The sequence below is a fragment of the Mycobacterium sp. ACS4054 genome, from assembly GCF_001667275.1.
Taxonomy (GTDB): Bacteria; Actinomycetota; Actinomycetes; order Mycobacteriales; family Mycobacteriaceae; genus Mycobacterium.
The window spans coordinates 1-17,496 of the sequence record NZ_LZHV01000029.1; the positions used below are offsets into that span (position 1 = coordinate 1).

The 17,496-nt window shown below is 68.9% G+C and carries 19 protein-coding genes; 10 read left to right on the forward strand and 9 right to left on the reverse strand.

What is annotated here, in order from left to right:
* Nucleotides 1-1,341, reverse strand: a 1,341-nt coding sequence (locus A5730_RS05495) for a septum formation family protein (RefSeq protein WP_067896729.1), incomplete at its 3' end; no start/stop codon positions are given.
* Between the two features lie 111 nt (nt 1,342-1,452).
* Between A5730_RS05495 and serS the strand changes: the two genes are divergently transcribed.
* Nucleotides 1,453-2,715: a serine--tRNA ligase gene (serS, locus tag A5730_RS05500; RefSeq protein WP_067896867.1), complete on the forward strand. Its 1,263-nt coding sequence runs from the start codon at nt 1,453-1,455 to the stop codon at nt 2,713-2,715.
* Here serS and A5730_RS05505 read toward each other — a convergent pair whose 3' ends face one another.
* On the reverse strand, nt 2,716-3,465 hold the full coding sequence (locus A5730_RS05505) for a helix-turn-helix domain-containing protein (protein ID WP_067896732.1): 750 nt from the start codon (nt 3,463-3,465) through the stop codon (nt 2,716-2,718).
* Between the two features lie 55 nt (nt 3,466-3,520).
* Between A5730_RS05505 and A5730_RS05510 the strand changes: the two genes are divergently transcribed.
* A complete protein-coding gene (locus tag A5730_RS05510) occupies nt 3,521-4,090 on the forward strand; it encodes a class I SAM-dependent methyltransferase (protein WP_067896736.1) in 570 nt (189 codons plus the stop codon).
* Between the two features lie 6 nt (nt 4,091-4,096).
* On the opposite strand, the gene A5730_RS05515 is transcribed toward A5730_RS05510, so the two are convergent.
* On the reverse strand, nt 4,097-4,501 hold the full coding sequence (locus A5730_RS05515) for a carboxymuconolactone decarboxylase family protein (RefSeq protein WP_197506164.1): 405 nt from the start codon (nt 4,499-4,501) through the stop codon (nt 4,097-4,099).
* A gap of 12 nt (nt 4,502-4,513) precedes the next feature.
* Nucleotides 4,514-4,684, reverse strand: coding sequence for a hypothetical protein (locus A5730_RS24910; RefSeq protein WP_197506156.1), 171 nt, complete (start codon nt 4,682-4,684; stop codon nt 4,514-4,516).
* Nucleotides 4,685-4,769: 85 nt separating this feature from the next.
* Here A5730_RS24910 and A5730_RS05520 point away from each other — a divergent pair, with 85 nt between their 5' ends.
* A complete protein-coding gene (locus A5730_RS05520; RefSeq protein ID WP_067896738.1) occupies nt 4,770-5,039 on the forward strand; it encodes a helix-turn-helix domain-containing protein in 270 nt (89 codons plus the stop codon).
* Here the strand turns inward: A5730_RS05520 and A5730_RS05525 are convergent.
* Entirely contained in the window at nt 5,036-5,521 is a 486-nt protein-coding gene (locus A5730_RS05525) for a DUF2834 domain-containing protein (protein WP_067896741.1), read from the reverse strand. The genes A5730_RS05520 and A5730_RS05525 overlap by 4 nt on opposite strands.
* A 70-nt stretch (nt 5,522-5,591) precedes the next feature.
* Between A5730_RS05525 and A5730_RS05530 the strand changes: the two genes are divergently transcribed.
* The gene (locus A5730_RS05530; RefSeq protein ID WP_067896744.1) at nt 5,592-6,212 is read left to right on the forward strand and encodes a TetR/AcrR family transcriptional regulator; all 621 of its coding nucleotides are present in this window, start codon (nt 5,592-5,594) and stop codon (nt 6,210-6,212) included.
* Between the two features lie 74 nt (nt 6,213-6,286).
* Nucleotides 6,287-7,849 (forward strand): NAD(P)/FAD-dependent oxidoreductase, encoded by a 1,563-nt coding sequence (locus A5730_RS05535; protein WP_067896747.1) that lies wholly within the window; start codon nt 6,287-6,289, stop codon nt 7,847-7,849.
* Between the two features lie 8 nt (nt 7,850-7,857).
* On the opposite strand, the gene A5730_RS05540 is transcribed toward A5730_RS05535, so the two are convergent.
* Both A5730_RS05540 and A5730_RS05545 read right to left on the reverse strand, forming a co-directional pair.
* Nucleotides 7,858-8,202: a hypothetical protein gene (locus A5730_RS05540; protein WP_067896749.1), complete on the reverse strand. Its 345-nt coding sequence runs from the start codon at nt 8,200-8,202 to the stop codon at nt 7,858-7,860.
* Nucleotides 8,199-9,749 (reverse strand): MBL fold metallo-hydrolase, encoded by a 1,551-nt coding sequence (locus A5730_RS05545; RefSeq protein WP_067896868.1) that lies wholly within the window; start codon nt 9,747-9,749, stop codon nt 8,199-8,201. Before A5730_RS05545 ends, A5730_RS05540 begins: the two co-directional genes overlap by 4 nt.
* 166 nt (nt 9,750-9,915) lie before the next feature.
* Here A5730_RS05545 and A5730_RS05550 point away from each other — a divergent pair, with 166 nt between their 5' ends.
* The 4 genes from A5730_RS05550 to A5730_RS05565 are packed head-to-tail and all read left to right on the forward strand — an operon-like array spanning nt 9,916 to nt 13,082.
* On the forward strand, nt 9,916-10,683 hold the full coding sequence (locus tag A5730_RS05550) for a 1-acyl-sn-glycerol-3-phosphate acyltransferase (protein WP_067896752.1): 768 nt from the start codon (nt 9,916-9,918) through the stop codon (nt 10,681-10,683).
* A 6-nt stretch (nt 10,684-10,689) separates the two neighbouring features.
* Nucleotides 10,690-11,445, forward strand: a complete 756-nt coding sequence (locus tag A5730_RS05555) for a 1-acyl-sn-glycerol-3-phosphate acyltransferase (protein ID WP_067896755.1) — start codon at nt 10,690-10,692, stop codon at nt 11,443-11,445.
* A gap of 14 nt (nt 11,446-11,459) precedes the next feature.
* Nucleotides 11,460-12,245 (forward strand): 1-acyl-sn-glycerol-3-phosphate acyltransferase, encoded by a 786-nt coding sequence (locus tag A5730_RS05560; protein ID WP_055405401.1) that lies wholly within the window; start codon nt 11,460-11,462, stop codon nt 12,243-12,245.
* 15 nt (nt 12,246-12,260) lie between these two features.
* Nucleotides 12,261-13,082, forward strand: a complete 822-nt coding sequence (locus tag A5730_RS05565) for a Cof-type HAD-IIB family hydrolase (RefSeq protein ID WP_067896758.1) — start codon at nt 12,261-12,263, stop codon at nt 13,080-13,082.
* Here the strand turns inward: A5730_RS05565 and A5730_RS05570 are convergent.
* Both A5730_RS05570 and A5730_RS05575 read right to left on the reverse strand, forming a co-directional pair.
* Complete coding sequence (locus tag A5730_RS05570; protein ID WP_197506158.1) at nt 13,079-14,710, reverse strand: LGFP repeat-containing protein; 1,632 nt, start codon at nt 14,708-14,710, stop codon at nt 13,079-13,081. The genes A5730_RS05565 and A5730_RS05570 overlap by 4 nt on opposite strands.
* Nucleotides 14,711-14,842: 132 nt before the next feature.
* Nucleotides 14,843-15,973 carry a PirG gene (locus A5730_RS05575; protein ID WP_197506160.1) on the reverse strand — a complete coding sequence of 377 codons (1,131 nt, stop codon included), beginning with the start codon at nt 15,971-15,973 and terminating at the stop codon, nt 14,843-14,845.
* A gap of 267 nt (nt 15,974-16,240) precedes the next feature.
* Between A5730_RS05575 and glf the strand changes: the two genes are divergently transcribed.
* Nucleotides 16,241-17,440 (forward strand): UDP-galactopyranose mutase, encoded by a 1,200-nt coding sequence (gene glf, locus A5730_RS05580; RefSeq protein ID WP_067896766.1) that lies wholly within the window; start codon nt 16,241-16,243, stop codon nt 17,438-17,440.
* Nucleotides 17,441-17,496: the final 56 nt, after the last annotated feature.

A 17,496-nucleotide genomic window follows, 5' to 3' on the forward strand; every position in this document is an offset into this window, starting at 1 on the left:
GTTGGGCGCCGCGGGGGGCGCTCCGGCGTCCGCGGGAGGCGGGGCCTGCGGCGGTGCTCCGGCGTCCGCGGGGGGCGGCGCCTGCGGAGCCGGGGAATTCGTTGCCGGCGCCTGGGGCGCCGTCTCCACCGGCTGCTGGCCCGGCAGGTGCTGGTTGTTCGGCGGGATCTCCGGGACCGAGCCCGCCTGGCTCGACGGCGCCTGAGCCGGCGCCTGGGCCGGCACCTGCAGCGGTATCGGCGGCATCGTGAGCCGCTCTTCGGGGATGTCGGGTGGCGGCACCGGCGGCTGACCGTTGATCAGCAGCTGGCCCTTGGCGCTGTTGACCAGGGTGGCCCAGCCTCCGTTGCCCAGCGTCGCGCCGATGCTGCAGGCGACCTCGCGGCTGCCGGCCGTCCAGCTGGCCAGCGGCACGGTGGGGTAGATCAGCGTCAGGGTGGTGGTGCGCAACTTGACCGGCGCCAGGTAGGCGTCCGTCATCTTGGTGCACAGGTCCTTGATGAACCCGTCCTGGTCGGGCTCGGCCGGCAGCGCACCGGGAAACTTCTCGGCCAGGTTGACCGTGCCGGTCACCTCCATCGCGTGCGGTGCGGCACATTCGACCGGGGCGTCGATCGGCTGGTTGGTGTTCGTGTCGATGCCCAAGCAGGTGCCGGCCGGCCAGACCTTGGACTGGTCGATCTGGGCGACCTTGCCCTTGAACGGCTGCTGCTGGTTGTTGGTGGCGGGCAGCTGCAGCCCGCAGAGCATCCGCCGCTCGCCGGACTGGCGCCAGGCGCGGTCACCGGGCCACAGCAGGCTGACGATGAACTTGCTGTTGGGATCGAACTTGGGGCCCAGGTAGTTGCGCACCGCGGACTCGCATTGCTCCTGGGTGATCTGCTGAATGCGCGCGGGCGACGGCGGAGCGGCGTTGGGACCGTACTCGGCACCCGGGAAGGTGCGCATGTCGACGGATTCCGCCACTTCGAACTTGTGGTCGTCGGCGCAGTTGACGATCTTCGCCGACTCCGGGGTGGTGTCCGGCCACGTCAGGCAGTCGCCGCTGGCGGCCTTGTTGAACGCGGCGTCACTCTTGCTTCCGGTGGTAGGCACCGGATTGCCGTCGAGATAGCCGGACAGCCGGCCCGGGCCGGTCCCGCCGACCGGAAGCGCGGTCACCAGGCCGGCGATCAACAGGGCGCCCAGCGCGGTCAGCAGCAGCGCGCGGCGGGTGGCCGTCGCCTGCAGACTGCGCGGCCACCGGAAGCCGGCGTGCGGCTGGTCCGGCTCGGCGGCCGGCGCGGCGGACGCCGGGGCTTCCGGATGGTCCGTCTCGGGGGCTTGCGACATCGGCTCCATTCTGACAGCACCACCTGTGGCGCGTGACAAAAGTTACTGATGTGAGTCCTGGGATCGGCCCGGGTGGATGCTCTGCGATCGACCGGAGCCCGAAAAAGTAGTGTCTTGGCCGTGATCGACCTGAAGCTGCTCCGGGAAGACCCCGACGCCGTGCGCCGCTCCCAACTCGACCGTGGCGAGGACCCGGCCCTGGTCGACGCCTTGCTGGCGGCCGACACCGCCCGGCGGGCGGCGATCTCGTCGGCCGACGCGCTGCGCGCGGAACAGAAATCCGCCAGCAAGAGCGTCGGCGCCGCGTCCCCCGAGGAGCGCCCGGCCAAGCTGGCGCGCGCCAAGGAACTGGCCGAGCAGGTGAAGGCCGCCGAGAGCGAGCAGGCCGAGGCCGAGGCCGCGTTCACCGCGGCGCACATGGCGATCTCCAACGTCGTCATCGAGGGGGTGCCCGCCGGCGGCGAAGACGACTACCGCGTCCTGGACGTGGTGGGCGAACCCGCGCAACTCGACAACCCGAAGGACCACCTGGAGCTCGGCGAGGCGCTGGGACTCATCGACATGCAGCGCGGCGCAAAGGTGTCCGGCTCGCGGTTCTACTTCCTGACCGGCCGGGGCGCGCTCCTGCAGCTGGGGCTGCTGCAACTGGCCCTGCGGCTGGCCGTCGAGAACGGCTTCATCCCGATGATCCCGCCGGTGCTGGTGCGCCCGGAGGTGATGGCCGGCACCGGATTCCTGGGCGCGCACGCCGACGAGATCTATCGGGTCGAGGCCGACGACCTGTACCTGGTCGGCACCTCGGAGGTGCCGCTGGCCGGTTACCACGCCGACGAGATCCTGGACCTGTCCGCCGGGCCGCTGCGATACGCGGGCTGGTCGTCGTGCTTCCGGCGGGAGGCCGGCAGCTACGGCAAGGACACCCGCGGCATCATCCGGGTGCACCAGTTCGACAAGGTCGAAGGGTTCGTCTACTGCACGCCCGACGAGGCCGAGGCCGAGCACGAACGGCTGCTGGGATGGCAACGCGAGATGCTGGCCCGCATCGAGGTGCCCTATCGGGTGATCGACGTCGCGGCGGGTGATCTCGGATCGTCGGCGGCCCGCAAATTCGATTGCGAGGCATGGGTTCCCACGCAGGGCACCTACCGAGAGCTGACCTCCACGTCGAACTGCACCACCTTTCAGGCGCGCCGGCTGGCGACGCGCTACCGCGACGCCAACGGCAAGCCCCAGACCGCGGCCACCCTCAACGGCACGCTCGGCACCACCCGGTGGCTGGTGGCGATCCTGGAAAACCACCAACAGCCCGACGGCAGCGTACGGGTGCCCGACGCGCTGGTGCCGTTCGTCGGCACGGAGCTGCTCGAGCCCGTCGCTAGCTAGCTAACGCGCCCTCGCCGCCAGCCTGCCCGGGGTGTGGCCGAAGGCCCGCCGATAGGTGTCGATGAAGGCACTCGTTGTGGCCCAACCACATTCGGCCGCCACCGACGTGACGTCGTGCCGCTCGGCGAGCAGCACCAGCGCGTGCTGCAGGCGAAGCTGCGTGCGCCACTGCGGGAAGGTCATCGCCAGCTCGTCGCCGAACAGACGGCTCAGCGTGCGCTGGCTGACGCCGATCCGGTGGCCGATCTGCGGCAACGTCAACGGCGCGGCCAGGTTGTCGGCGATCAACGCGCACGCTTCGCGCAGCCGGGCGTCGACGGGTGTGGGAATCCACAGCGGCTCGCCGGCGCTGGTCGCCCGCAATTGATCCTGGAGCACGGCCAGCATCCGGTGGTGCTCGTCGGTGTCGGTGCCGTCGGTTTGCGAACACGCGATGATGAGTTCGCGCATCAACGGGGTGACCGCCAGGACTGCGGGCGCCGCCGGCCCGCGACGGTAGCGGCGGGGATCGAGTGCGACGCCGTGAAATCGCGTGGGGCCGTGGAACTTATGTTCGTGCCAGCAGCCCGCCGGGATCCAGATCGCCCGGTTCGCCGGCGTGATCCAGGTGCCGGCCGGGGTGGTGACGGAGACCGCCCCCGACGACGGGTAGACGATCTGGTGCAAGGGATGCCGGTGCCGCTCGATCCGCGCCCCCGGCGGCAGCGCCTGCGACGACGTCGCCCGCCCGTGATGGCTGATTTCCGACATAACACGGCAGAATATCGGAAGCCCGCATCCGGCACGAGCGGTTAGCTTTACGGCTATGGCAATGAATCTCTTGCACCGGCGCCGGTGTAGCTCGGCGGCCTGGGAGAAGGCGGTGGAGGGCCAGCTGTTGCCCTGGGCGCTGGACGGCGTCGAATTAGGTTCGCGGACTTTGGAAATCGGTCCCGGATACGGGGCGACGACACGCGCCCTGCTGGACAGGGCCGATTCGCTCACCGCCGTCGAGGTGGACGCCGCGATGGCCGATCGCTTGCAGCGCCGCTACGGCGACCGGGCCCGCATCATCCACGGCGACGGCACCGACACCGGGCTGCCCGCCGATCACTTCACCTCGGTGGTGTGCTTCACGATGCTGCACCACGTTCCCAGCGCCGACTTGCAGAACCGGCTCTTCGCCGAGGCGTTCCGGGTGCTGCAGCCGGGCGGGGCGTTCGCCGGCACCGACGGCGTCCCGTCGCTGACGTTCCGGCTCCTGCACATCGCCGACACCTACAACCCGATCGCACCGACGGATCTGGGCGCGCGCCTGCGGAACGCCGGATTCGCCGATGTGCAGATCGACGCTTCCGGTGGGCGGCAACGGTGGCGCGCCATCAAACCGAGCTGAGCGCGGTCAGCGACCGATGCCGGCGAAGGTGGGGCTGCCCGCCTCGAGCGGCACCCGGGCGGCGCGCGCGGTGAAGCTGATCGCGTGATACCACCCGCACAGCATCGTGAGGTCGAGGATCTCGCGTTCGTCGAACTCGGCGCGCAGCGCCGCCCAGAGGGCGTCGTCGATGTCGCGACGGTCGCAGAGCGAATCCACGGCGCGGACCAGGAGCCGATCCCGCTCGGCGGTCCAGCAGGGGTCGTCGGCGCCGCCGTGGGTCAAGGAGCGGACCTGCTCGCTGTCGAGGCGCACCTTCTCCGCGAAAAACGCGACGTGCACGCCCCACTCGTATTCACACCCGCAGCGAGCGCAGGTGCGGTCGATGACGATCTCGCGGTCGCGGAGGGACAGCGACAGCTTGCGGCTCAGCTCGTAGCCGCCTCAGAGCGTCATGGCCTCGGCCATGGGCATGTTGCGCACCACGGTGCGGAACAGGGCGATGGGCGGCACGTTCGGCGGCATCATCTTCTGCAGCAGCGCCGCCACCGCGTGCTCGTACGGCGGGTCGAGGACGCCGATGCGAGGCGTTACTATTTCCGTAACCATGGACAAGAAAGCTACGTTACGGAATCCGAAACGTCAACCGGTGGTTCGCCCGGGGCACCCGGTGCGGGGGTCGACAACGGGGCGGCCCCTCATGGCGGCCCTGGATCTCCTCGGGCGGCGCTGGGCGTTGCGGATCCTGTGGGAGCTTCGCGACGGCCCGCTGGGGGCGCGGGCTTTGCGGGAGCGCTGCGACGGCATGTCTCCCAGCGTTTTGTATGACCGTCTCGGCGACCTGACGGGCGCGGGGCTGGTCGTCCAGCGCGACGACCAGTGTTACGAGCTCAGCGAGGCCGGCCTGTCGCTGGGCGAGGCCCTCAACCCCCTGGACCAGTGGGCCCGGCGCTGGGCGAAGGGAACCTAGGCGTCCACCGTCTCGCGGGCCTGCTGGTGCCGGCGCTGGCGCTCCATGGTGGCGAAGTAGAAGGCGAACGCGAACGCGAAGCTGGTGAACAGGCTGGACACGAAGTACAGCCACGGATGCCGCAGCCCACGGCGGTAGCCGTCGACGATCGTAAACAATGGCAGCAGAACGACATTCGCGATCGTGTAGTCCTGGCTGGCGGAGGACGCGGCCGGGTTGGTGAACATCAGCCTGATGTATTCGGCCCAGCTCCCGTGTTCGCCCCACAGCGGGTTGGTGGAACCGTGCGAATACTGCGCGACGTAGGTGATGTTGAAGTACCAGCCCAAGGCCACCGACGCGATCCCGACGAGGTAGTAGACGCACTCCAGCGGCGAGAACAACGGGCCGCCGGCGGGCCGGGCGAAGACCTTTGAGTTCGCGGCGACGATCCAGCCGATGACACTGAGCCCGAGAACGGCATGCACAAGAAGCGAGACCATGCGCGCAGTCTCACCCCCCGACCAAAGTTTTGTCAATAGTGACAAAAGCCGGGTGGGGTACCTTACTTGCATGGTCAGGCCGGCGCAGACGGTGCGCAGCGAGCGCACGCGGGAGGCGCTGATCCAGGCCGCCATGGTGCGTTTCCTGGGCCAGGGCGTCGAGGAGACCTCGGCCGAGCAGATCGCGGCGGACGCCGGGGTCTCGCTCCGGACGTTCTATCGGCACTTCAAGTCCAAGCACGATCTGTTGTTTGCCGACTACACGGGGCTGAACTGGTTTCGGGCCGCGCTGGACGCCCGGCCCGACGCCGAACCGATCATCGATTCGGTGCAATCGGCCGTCTTCTCGTTTCCCTATGACGTTGAGGCAGTGGCGAAGATCGCCGCCCTGCGCGGTGGTGAGTTGGACCCCGGCCGCATCGTCCGCCATATGCAGGAGGTCCAGGCGGACTTCGCCGACGCCATCGAGGCACAGCTGCACCGGCGTAGCTGCGCGGCGCGCGAGACGCTGGACGCGAGGTTGCGCGCCCGGGTGACCGCGCGGTGCATCGCCGCGGGGGTGTTCGGGGCGATGGAGTTCTGGATGCTCGGTGAGGACCGATCGCTCGGCGAGCTGGCGCGCATGTGCCACGCCGCGCTGGAGTCGCTCCGGGCGGGCATCACCGGCTCGTGGGTCACCGACGCCGACTGAAAAGCTTCGTAAAGTTTCGTCACAATTGACAAAACTTTGCGACCATGCCAGCCTCCATTGCTGGAGGGCAGGACATGACTGACTATGACGCGATAGTTATCGGTGCCGGGCACAACGGTCTGGCCGCGGCGGTGCTTCTACAGAAGGCCGGGCTGCGGACGGTGTGCCTGGATTCCAAGCTGTACGCCGGCGGAATGGCGTCCACGGTGGAGCTTTTCGACGGGTACCAGTTCGAGATCGCTGGCTCGGTGCAATTCCCCACCTCGATGGTGGTCGTCGAGGAACTCGGCCTGGACACCTTGCCGACCATCGACCTCGAGGTGATGTCGGTGGCGGTCCGCGGCGTCGGGGACGACCCGCTTATCCAGTACAGCGACCCGATCAAGCTGTTCACCCACCTCAACGAGGTGCACGGGGCCGACGCCGTCAACGGGATGGCGGGGCTGATGGCCTGGAGCCAGGCCCCCACGCGGGCGTTGGGCCGGTTCGAGGCGGGCACCGAGCCCAAGACCTTCGACGAGATGTATGCCTGCGCGACAAACGAATTCGAACGCTCCGCCATCGATGACATGCTCTTCGGATCGGTCACCGACGTGCTGGACCGCTACCTTCCCGACCGCGAGAAGCACGGCGCGCTGCGCGGCTCGATGACGGTGCTGGCCGTCAACACCCTGTATCGCGGGCCGGCCACGCCCGGCAGCGCGGCCGCGCTCGCCTTCGGCTTGGGCGTCCCGGATGGCGACACCATGCAGATGAAGAAGCTGCGCGGCGGCATCGGCGCGCTGACCTCGCACCTGGGCGCGCTGCTGGAAAGTCAGGGCGGCGAAGTGCGGCTGCGATCCAAGGTCACCGAGATCCTGGTCGCCGACGGTCGGGTGCGCGGGGTGCGCACCGAGGCCGGCGAGGAGTTGACCGCCCCGATCGTCGTCTCCGGCATCGCGCCCGACGTCACCGTCAACGACCTGATCGATCCGGCCCTGGTGCCCGCCGACATTCGGGAGCGGTTCGCCCGGACCGACCACCGCGGCAGCTACCTGCAGATGCACTTCGCGCTCGAGGAGGCGCCGGAGTTCGCCGCCCCCTACGAGGCGCTCAACGACCCGGCCATGCAGGCGTCGATAGGCCTGTTCTGCACGCCGGAGGAGGTCCAGCAGCAGTGGGAGGACTGCCGCCGCGGGATCGTGCCGGCCGACCCCACGGTGGTGCTGCAGATTCCGACGCAGAACGATCCGGACCTGGCGCCCGAGGGCAAGCACGCCGCCTCGGCGTTCGCGCTGTGGTTCCCCATCGAGGGGGGCGCCGACTACGGCGACGCGAAGGTCGAGATGGGCCAGCGCGTGATCGACAAGATCACCCGGCTGGCGCCGAACTTCGAGCGCAGCATCATCCGGCACACCACCTTCACTCCCAAACACATGGGCGTGATGTTCGGCGCCCCGGGCGGCGACTACTGCCACGGGCTGCTGAGCTCGGACCAGATCGGGCCGAACCGGCCCGGCCCCAAGGGTTTTCGCGGTCAGCCCATCCCGATCGAAGGGCTGTACCTGGGCAGCGCCGGCTGCCACGGCGGTCCGGGCATCACCTTCACCCCCGGCTACAACGCGGCGCGCCGCGCGCTCGAAGACCGCACGGCCTAGCGGCGGCGCTAACCGCGCCGGCTCAGCAGCTCGTCCAGCAGGGCGGTGAACTCGTCCGGTCGCGCCGGTGTGAAGGCCGGGCTGGGCGAAATGCCGGGCACGTCCAGGGTGATCAGCGTCGACCTGAACGGCCGGCTCACATCCAGCGGCAACCAGCGACGTAGGTCCGAGCTGCCCCAGATCCGGAACCGGTGGGTGAGCAGGCCCAGCCCCTCGGCCTTGTAGCCACGAATCGCGCTCAGGGCGATGACTTTCGACGTGCCCGACGGAAAGTGATAGCGCCGCAACGTGATCGCCGCGCGATCCAGCTGAACCAGGCCGTCGTCGTAAGACTGGCCGGGGCCGTGGTTCATGCCCGGGAACTTCGCAGTTCGTGGCCGCGCGCCGTCAGGCAGCGCCCGTCGTCCAACCGCCACTGCCAGCCGTGCAGATTGCAGGTCAACGTGTTGCCCTCCACCACACCGAATCTCGACAGGTCGGCCTTCAGGTGGGGGCAGCGCCGCTGAATCTCCCAGCCCTCCAGCGTGATCGACGAGGTATCGTCATGCGTCTCGGCGAACCAGCCGTCGGCGTAGGCGATTCGTTCGTCGGTGAGGCACTTGAAGAAGGTGTACAGGTATTCGTTGTAGCCGCCGACGCGCCACGCCCGGAATCGGGTGGACAGGAAGATGGTGTTGACCCAGTCCGGTTCCCGGTCGCGCAGCACGGTGCGGACCAACTCGGGGGCGATGGCGAACCCGTATCTCACCTTTTCGTCGGGAATGCGTTCCCGCACGGCACGTTTCGGAAAGTCCAGGACCACCGTCTCCGGGCCGATGACGAGCTCGACGGGATAGCCGATGCCGTCGCAGATCTCGTCGCTTTGGGCCATGATCGGTTCGAACAGCGCGCGCAGCGGCTCAAGCAGCGGTTCCCCGGTGGCCGGGGCCCAGCCGGCCCGCTCCGCGGCCAGCACGGGCGCCATCCGCTCGGCGTAGTCGGCGAGGTAGGCCCGCTTCCCGGTGGTGAAGATCGCCTCGACTTGGTCGTCGGGCAGCGGATGGCGCAGCGAGTTCAACGCGGTGCCGGTGAAGTCGGCGGTCGAGCCGGGGATCATCAGCAGGCCGCCGTCGTGGCCGTGGGTGCGCATCTGGTCGAGGAACACCATCTGGTCGGGAAAGATGTTCGCCGCATCGTCGTGGTCGTCGTTGAGGTGACGCAATTCGGGGTCCAAGAAGCACGGCGGCCCCGCCGACGGGATCACCCACGTCGCGCCGACCTGGGCGATGTACTGGCGGGCGCGGTCCATCTGCCGCTGCCGCTTCTGGACACCGAACGACTCCTTCGCGCGGGCCGGCATGTCGTAGACCATCGGGTACCAGATCGCACCGGAGTACTGCAGCATGTGCACGTCGATGTGTCCGAAGGCGGACGTCAGCACGTCCAAGTCGACCGGCCGGGCGTCGTTCATGTTGAAAGCGGTTGTCACGCCGTCGGACACCACCAGGGCAGAGTCGCCGAGCGGGCCGTCGGCCGGCGCCCGCAGGGCGATGATCATCACGTCCAGGTCGCCCTTCGGGCCGCTGACCCGGTGCTTGACCGAGTTGCTGGTCTCGAAGAACCGATAAAACCCCAGCTCCTGCAACGCATTTCGGAGGTCGGGCACCGGGAAGTCGGGCAGCAGCACCACCGCGTCCTTGTTGACGTGCTCGGCCAGATTCTTGGCGTCGAAGTGATCCTTGTGCAGGTGCGACAGGTACAGGTAGTCGCAGTCACCCAGCCGGTCCCAGTCCAGCCCGGTGTTGTCCGGGAAGGGGAACCACGACGCGAAGTAGGCGGGGTTGACCCAGGGGTCGCAAAGGATGCTGCCCGCGGGGGTCTCGATCAGAAATCCGGCGTGACCTACGCTCGTGACCTGCACAAACACCTTCCTGGGGCCGCTGGAGGGGCCTTAGCGGCCCGCGGCCGGGTAACGACTTTTCAGCCCCCGAGCTTAGCGCGAGGCGGCGGGGCCGGCGTGACGTCGCAGGGCGCCCCGTTTCGGCACTTCGGGTGACTCACAGCCAGGAGCACTAGGCTGGGCAGCTGTGGAACCGGTATACGGGACTGTCATTCAGCTTGCCCGCTTGGTGTGGCGCCTACAGGGTCTCAAGATCACAGTCGCGGGCGTGGAAAACCTGCCCAAAAGCGGCGGCGCGGTCATCGCCATCAACCACACCGGCTACCTCGACTTCACGTTCGCGGGCCTACCCGCCTACCAGCAGGGTCTGGGCCGCAAGGTGCGGTTCATGGCCAAGCAGGAGGTGTTCGACAACAAGATCACCGGGCCGATCATGCGCAGCCTGCGGCACATCTCCGTCAATCGTCAGGACGGGGCCGCCTCCTACGAGGAAGCGGTCAGGAATCTCAAGGACGGCGAGCTGGTCGGCGTCTACCCGGAAGCCACGATCAGCCGCAGCTTCGAGATCAAGGAATTCAAGTCGGGGGCGGCCCGGATGGCGGTCGAGGCCGGGGTGCCGATCGTTCCCGTGATCGTCTGGGGCGCGCAGCGCATCTGGACCAAGGGCCACCCCAAGAAGCTGTGGCGCCCGAAGGTGCCCATCACGGTGCTCGTCGGCGAGCCGATCGAACCGACGCTGGGCGTCGAGGAGCTCAAGGGGTTGCTGCACTCGCGGATGCAACACCTGCTCGAGCGGGCCCAGGAGATGTATGGGCCGCATCCCGCCGGCGAGTACTGGGTGCCGCGCCGGTTGGGCGGTAGCGCCCCGTCGCTGGCCGAGGCCGCCCAGATGGACGCCGAGGAGGCGGCCGAGCGCGCGGCTCGGCGGGCTCGGAACGCGCGACCGCCGGAGTAGCGATCAATGGTGGAGCCGATCTTCCGCACGCTCGAGGTTCTGGCTCGGCTGGTGGTTGTGGCCACCGGCACCCAGATCTCCTACGGCGGCGAGGAGAACATCCCGGCCTCCGGCGGCGCCGTGATCGCGATCAACCACACCAGCTACGTCGACTTCCTGCCCGCCGCGCTGGCCGTGCACCGGCGGCACCGCCGGCTCAGGTTCATGATCAAGGCCGAGATGCAACAGGTGAAGATCGTCAACTTCCTGATCAAACACACCCGGACCATTCCGGTGGACCGCGGAGCGGGGGCCGGCGCCTACGCGGTGGCCGTGCAACGTCTCCGCGAGGGCGAGCTGGTCGGGGTCTATCCGGAGGCCACCATCAGCCGCAGCTTCGAGCTCAAGGAGTTCAAGACTGGCGCCGCCCGGATGGCCATCGAGGCCCGCGTCCCGATCGTTCCGGTGATCGTCTGGGGTGCGCACCGTATCTGGACAAAAGATCACCCGCGCAACCTCCGGCGCGGCAAGATGCCGATTAAAGTGCAGGTGGGCGCGCCGGTGCCGGCGGCCGAAGACATCGCGCGGACCGACGCCGCGCTGCGCGAGTCGATGACCGCGCTGCTGCACCAAGTGCAACAGCAGTATCCGCACGAACCCGGGGCGTACTGGACGCCGCGCCGCCTCGGCGGCGGGGCACCGACAATGGCCGAGGCCGCGCGGATGGAGGCGGACGAGGCTGCGGCGCGGGCAGCCGGCCGCAGCGAACGGCCGTCAGGGTAGGCGAAGGAGACGACATGCCCGAGGGGTTCTACCGGTTGTGCGAGTGGATCGTGCCGCCGATGGTCGCGATGCAGGGGACCAAGTTCACCTATCGGGGGCTGGACAACATCCCCGAGCGGGGCGGCGCGCTGCTGGCGCAGAACCACACCAGCTACCTGGACTGGCTGCCGACGCTGCTCGCCGTGCGCGAACGCCACCGCCGCGCGTACTTCATGATCAAGGCGGAAATGGCCGACGTGAAGGCGGTCAACTACGTCATCAACCACGCCCGGCTGATCCCGGTGGACCGCACCAACGGGAACGGCGCGTTCGAGCTTGCCACGCAGCGCCTGCGGCAGGGCGAGCTGATCGGGATGCACCCCGAAGCCACGATCAGCCGCAGCTTCGAGCTGCGGGAGTTCAAGACCGGTGCGGCCCGGATGGCCCTGGACGCCCAGGTGCCCATCGTGCCGGTCATCGTCTGGGGCGCCCACCGGATCTGGCCCAAGGATCATCCAAAGAAGGTGTGGCGCAACAAGGTTCCGATCACCGTCGCCGCCGGGCGGCCGCTGCCGCCGCGCGGGACGCCCGAACAGCTCAACGCGGAGCTGCGCCAGGCGATGAACGCGTTGCTGTACCAGGTGCAGGAGGAGTATCCGCACCCGGAAGGCGAGTTCTGGGTGCCGCGGCGGCTCGGGGGTGCCGCGCCCACCCAGGACGATTCCCGGGCGATCCGCCTGTCGGAGCTGCAGGCGCGGATGCAGAAATACGGCACCGATGGCGTGACCCGGCCCGGGCAGGACCAGAGCGGAGTGCACTGACCAGATGACGTCAACGTGACCCAGCCGGCGCTCATCGCCTGCGACGTCGACGGCACCCTCTTCGACGACAACGAAACCATCACCCCGCGCACCCGCGACGCCATCCGCGCCGCGGTCGGCGCAGGCGCGAAGTTCGTCGTGGCGACCGGCCGCCCGCCGCGCTGGATACGCCCCGTGGTCGACGCGCTCGGCTTCGCGCCGATCGCGGTGTGCGCCAACGGCGCGGTCGTCTACGACCCGTCGACCGACCGGGTGGTGTCCGCGCGCACGCTGCCGGTCGACACCCTGGCCGAGCTGGCCGAGATCGCCACGCGCGTCATCCCGGGGGCGGGCCTTGCCGTCGAGCGCATCGGCGAACGCGCCCACGACACGGCGACCCCGCAGTTCATCAGCTCGCCCGGCTACGAACATGCGTGGCTGAACCCGGACAACACCGAGGTGTCGATCGAGGACCTGCTCAGCGCGCCTGCCATCAAGCTGCTGATCCGCCGCAACGGGGCCCGCAGCGCCGATATGGCCGCCGCGCTGGCCAAGCATGTCGGCCTGGAGGGCGATATCACCTACTCCACCAACAACGGCCTGGTGGAAATCGTGCCGTTGGGCATCAGCAAGGCCACCGGTGTGGACGAGGTGGCCAGGCCGCTGCAGATCGGCAGCGAGGAGGTGGTGGCCTTCGGCGACATGCCCAACGACCTACCGATGCTGCGCTGGGCCGGCCATGGCGTGGCGATGGGCAATGCCCACCCCGACGTGCTGGCCGCGGCCGACGAGGTCACCACCGTCAACAACGACGACGGGGTGGGGCGGGTGCTGGAACGCTGGTGGCTCAGCCCCTAGGTCGACGGATGCGCCGGCAGCGAAAAGTGCTCGGGCGGAACCGTTGGGCCGCTGGGGGATTGGGTCGACAGCGGCGTGGTGATTCCCTCGGCGACCTCGGTGACGTTGCCGGTGAGGCGCTCGTAGTTCAGCGTCCCGTGCTGGAAATTCTGCGTAATCTGCAGCGGCTCTTGGATCTCCGCGCTGGTCGGCAAACCGAGCGGGCCTCGTTCGTAGCTCAGTGACGCCCAGGCGTCGTAGATCGCGCCGGTGACGGGCTGGGCGCCGGTGGCGGGCGACCAGTACATGGCACCCCTTGCGAAGGTGACGTACCGAGCGTCGCCCTCGGCGCTGTCTTCCGGTGAGGTCGGCGCGCCGAGCACGCTGTTCATCCCGCCCATCGCCTGCCAGTGGTCGTAGATCGCGCCGCCCTGCAGGGCCTTGATCAACTCCTCCGGCGGATCGTTGAAATGCGAAGCGATGTCGCGCACTTCGTCCATCAGGGCGTAGGCGGCGTTGCCCGGGCAATCGGTGTTGCCGACGTCGCGGTGGGTGAAGATGGTCGGCAACGTCGCGACGGAACCGGCCGGGAAGGTGGTGTAGTGACTGTCTGCCGACTCCAGCGCGACCGTGCCCTTCGGGTCGACGTCGTCCAGGCCCAGTCGCCAGCCGAGCAGCCGGCCCAGGGTGCGCAGCTGAATCGGGGTCGGGGGTACGTCGTCGAAATTGCCGATCATCGCCACGCCCCAGGTGTTGCGGTTGAAGCCGCCGGTGTGGAACGCCTCGACCGCTTTGGTGAGTCCCCCGGCGCTGCCCTCGAACACCTGGCCGTACTTGTCGACCAGGGCGTTGTAGGCGATGTCGCACCAGCCCAGGGTCTTGCTGTGATAGGTGTAAATGGCCTTGACGATCCCGGCCGATTCCAGCGGCGAGTAGTCGTTGCTGCCCGCGGTGTGGTGCACAACGGCGGCGCGAATCCCGTTGTCGTACTGGGGACTACCGCATCGCAGCGATTCGTCGGCGCCCCACTGCGCCCGGCTGATGATGGCGGGCGCCTGCCCGGGCATCAGGACCCCGGACGGTGGGGTCCACTGCGTCTCGGTGGGCGCTTGCGGCGGCGAGATGAGGATGGCGGAGATGTTCTGCCCGAACGGCTGTTCGCGGGACGCCGGCTTGTAACCCAGGGCGGCCTCGCTGGGCGGTGCGGGCGGCGCTTGGGTCACCGGCGCATCGATCGGACGGGTGACCGCGATCTCGACGGTCGTGGTGGTGCCGACGAACACCGGGTCGGTGCCGCGCGGCCCCTCCAGGGACCCGGCGGCCGTCGCCCCGTCGGGCGCCGCCGTTTCGTACTCGGTCTGGTACCACGGCCCCCAGGAACCGTCGGGGCGCCTCGCCCGCACCCGCGTCGACGTGCCGGCCAGGTCGCCGGTGAGCGCGACGAGGGAGAACGGGGTGTCCTGGCTGATCTGGCGAACCGTCACGCCCCCGCCCAGGCCGACCAGCGGCTGTTCGGCCAGTTGGGTGCCGCGGGCCGGCGGCGACCCGGCTGTGCCGCGGTCGCGCGTCGTGTCCGCCACCCAAGACACGATGACGACGGTCGCCACGATGGCGGTGAGCAACGTCGTCGGCCCACGGCTAGGAGACACCAGCCGATGTTACTTGTGTTTCTAATGTTAATGATGAGACGACACGAGCTGGGCGTCCCGAATGTGGACAAAAATCGACGGCACCGCAGAAAAAATCTGCGGTGCCGTCTGGTTGGAGGGTTCCCCGAAGGTCTAGACGGGAGGCAGGACCGGCGCCGCACCGGCGGCGGCCGGCAACGCCCCGGCAGCGCCCGCGGCGGCCGGCAGGGCCCCCGCGGCAGCGGGCAGAGCGCCCGCTGCACCCGGCAGGGCACCCGCCGCGCCGGGCAGAGCGCCCGCCGCGCCGGGCAGAGCGCCCGCAGCAGCCGGCAACGCGCCGGCGGCCGCGCCCGGCAGCGCACCCGCCGCACCCGGCAGCGCACCGGCGGCGCCCGGCAGCGCCCCCGCGCCGCCGTGCAGTCCCTGCGTGATCGCCGGCATCACCAAGCCCTTGAGCAGGTCGATGGCCTGACCGGCGCCCAACTGGTTGGCGGCCTGCATGACGTCGTTGACCAGACCGCCGCTGCCGCCGCTCGAGCTCCCGCCGCCGCCGCTGCCGAGGCCGGTGCCGCCGCCGATCGGCGAGCCGTTGCCGAAGGACGACGGGTCACCGAGGATCGGGTAGGTCCCGTCGGCGCCCGGGTCCAACGCGGCCGGGGCCGTGATCGGCACCTCACCGGCGGCCGTCGGACTGCCCACTCCGGGCGCGACGCCGGCCGGGCTGGTCAGCCCGGGGTTGGAAAGCGCCGGGTTGAGCCCCGCGCCCGGGGTCGCCACTCCGGCACCCGGGGTGGTCGGCAACGCGCCGGGCGCGGTGAGCCCCGGCGTCGTGGGCGCCAGGCCCGGGGTCGTCAAGCCGGGGCTGGCCGCGCCGGGGCTGGTCAGGCTCGGGCTGGTCAACGCGGGGCTGGTCAAACCGGGACTGGTCAAGCCTGGGCTGGTCAAACCGGGGCTGGTCAGGCCCGGGCTGGTGAGCCCCGGAGTCCCGAGGCCCGGAGTGCCCAGGCCGGGGCTGGTCAGGCCCGGGGTGCTGGTCGCACCCCCGCCCAGCGCGGGCACCGGGGGCAGGTTGATGCCGAACTGCGACAGCCCCTGCGACAGCGCGCCCATCAGCTCGCCCGGCAGGTCGCTCATCACGGCCGCCTGCTTGAAGTCGTGGTGCTCGGGTGGCTTGCTGCCGGTCGTCGATTCGTAGACAAGGAAATACGCGCAAGGACTCGCCACTGCCAGGGCGGCGACCGCGCTCATGGCTGTCGAAAGCTTGCGTCGGCGTCGGTTCGGCACGGAAGTCTCCTCAATCTGGACAACTCAATCGTCAACTGTGTTGTGTCGGTGTGGCCCGCCGGCTCCACCCGGCGAGATCCACACAGAATCGATGGTACGAGTGAGATTGTTGTGACTAGAGTGGTGATATTGAATCGTGAGGTAATTGCGACCCCGACCGTGATCGCCGGGCTGAGGCGCCCGCGCTCCTCGTCAATCGGCCGATCGCGGACTCCGTGGCCTCGCCAAATGGGTTAGGCCCACGCGGTCGGATACCCTAAGCAACCGATGACCGCTCGTTTCGACCTCCTCGTCGTCGGCTCCGGATTCTTCGGCCTGACCATTGCCGAGCGCGTGGCTACCCAACTCGGGAAGCGCGTGCTCGTCGTGGAACGCCGCCCGCACATCGGCGGCAACGCCTATTCCGAAGCCGAGCCGCAGACGGGCATCGAGGTCCACAAGTACGGCGCGCACCTGTTCCACACCTCTAATAAGAGGGTTTGGGACTACGTGCGGCAGTTCACCGACTTCACCGACTACCGGCACCGGGTGTTCGCGATGCACAACGGGCAGGCCTATCAGTTCCCGATGGGGCTGGGCCTGGTGTCGCAGTTCTTCGGCAAGTACTTCACCCCGGACGAAGCGCGCCGGCTGATCGCCGAGCAGGCCGGTGAGATCAAGACCGAGGACGCGCAGAACCTCGAGGAGAAGGCGATCTCGCTCATCGGGCGACCGTTGTACGAGGCGTTCGTCAAGGGCTACACGGCCAAGCAATGGCAGACCGATCCCAAGGAACTGCCGGCCGCCAACATCACCCGGCTGCCGGTGCGCTACACCTTCGACAACCGGTACTTCAGCGACACCTACGAGGGCCTGCCGATCGACGGCTACACGGCGTGGCTGCAGAACATGGCCGCCGACGACCGCATCGAGGTCAGGCTGGACACCGACTGGTTCGACGTCCGCGACCAGTTGCGCGCCGACAGTCCCGACGCGCCGATCGTCTACACCGGCCCGCTGGACCGCTATTTCGATTACGCCGAAGGCCGGTTGGGCTGGCGCACACTGGATTTCGAGGTCGAGGTGCTGACCGATCGCGGCGACTTCCAGGGCACGTCGGTGATGAACTACAACGATCTCGACGTCCCTTACACCCGCATCCACGAGTTCCGCCACTTCCACCCCGAGCGCGATTACCCGACCGACAAGACGGTGATCATGCGCGAGTTCTCCCGGTTCGCCGAGGACGACGACGAGCCCTACTATCCGATCAACACCGAAGCCGACCGGGCCCTGCTGGCCGCGTACCGGGCGCGCGCGAAGGCCGAAACCGCTTCGTCCAAAGTGCTTTTCGGTGGCCGGTTGGGTACCTATCAGTACCTGGACATGCACATGGCGATCGCCAGCGCACTGAACATGTACGACAACACCATCGCGCCGCACCTGCGCGACGGCAAAGCCCTAGTGGAGGAAGGTGCGGGGGGATGACCGCCGGCGACGAAATGAGGAGGCCAGCGATGAGGTGGGGGTACCACCCGCTTGCG

Bases quoted from the DNA above. Each gene is read 5' to 3' on its own strand.
- A5730_RS05530 (WP_067896744.1), top strand. From the start codon at position 5,592: ATGGTCAGGCCGGCGCAGACGGTGCGCAGCGAGCGCACGCGGGAGGCG.
- A5730_RS05560 (WP_055405401.1), top strand. From the start codon at position 11,460: ATGCCCGAGGGGTTCTACCGGTTGTGCGAGTGGATCGTGCCGCCGATG.
- A5730_RS05505 (WP_067896732.1), bottom strand. From the start codon at position 3,465: ATGTCGGAAATCAGCCATCACGGGCGGGCGACGTCGTCGCAGGCGCTG.
- A5730_RS05555 (WP_067896755.1), top strand. From the start codon at position 10,690: ATGGTGGAGCCGATCTTCCGCACGCTCGAGGTTCTGGCTCGGCTGGTG.
- A5730_RS05525 (WP_067896741.1), bottom strand. From the start codon at position 5,521: ATGGTCTCGCTTCTTGTGCATGCCGTTCTCGGGCTCAGTGTCATCGGC.
- A5730_RS05535 (WP_067896747.1), top strand. From the start codon at position 6,287: ATGACTGACTATGACGCGATAGTTATCGGTGCCGGGCACAACGGTCTG.
- A5730_RS05510 (WP_067896736.1), top strand. From the start codon at position 3,521: ATGGCAATGAATCTCTTGCACCGGCGCCGGTGTAGCTCGGCGGCCTGG.
- glf (WP_067896766.1), top strand. From the start codon at position 16,241: ATGACCGCTCGTTTCGACCTCCTCGTCGTCGGCTCCGGATTCTTCGGC.
- A5730_RS05540 (WP_067896749.1), bottom strand. From the start codon at position 8,202: ATGAACCACGGCCCCGGCCAGTCTTACGACGACGGCCTGGTTCAGCTG.
- A5730_RS05520 (WP_067896738.1), top strand. From the start codon at position 4,770: ATGGCGGCCCTGGATCTCCTCGGGCGGCGCTGGGCGTTGCGGATCCTG.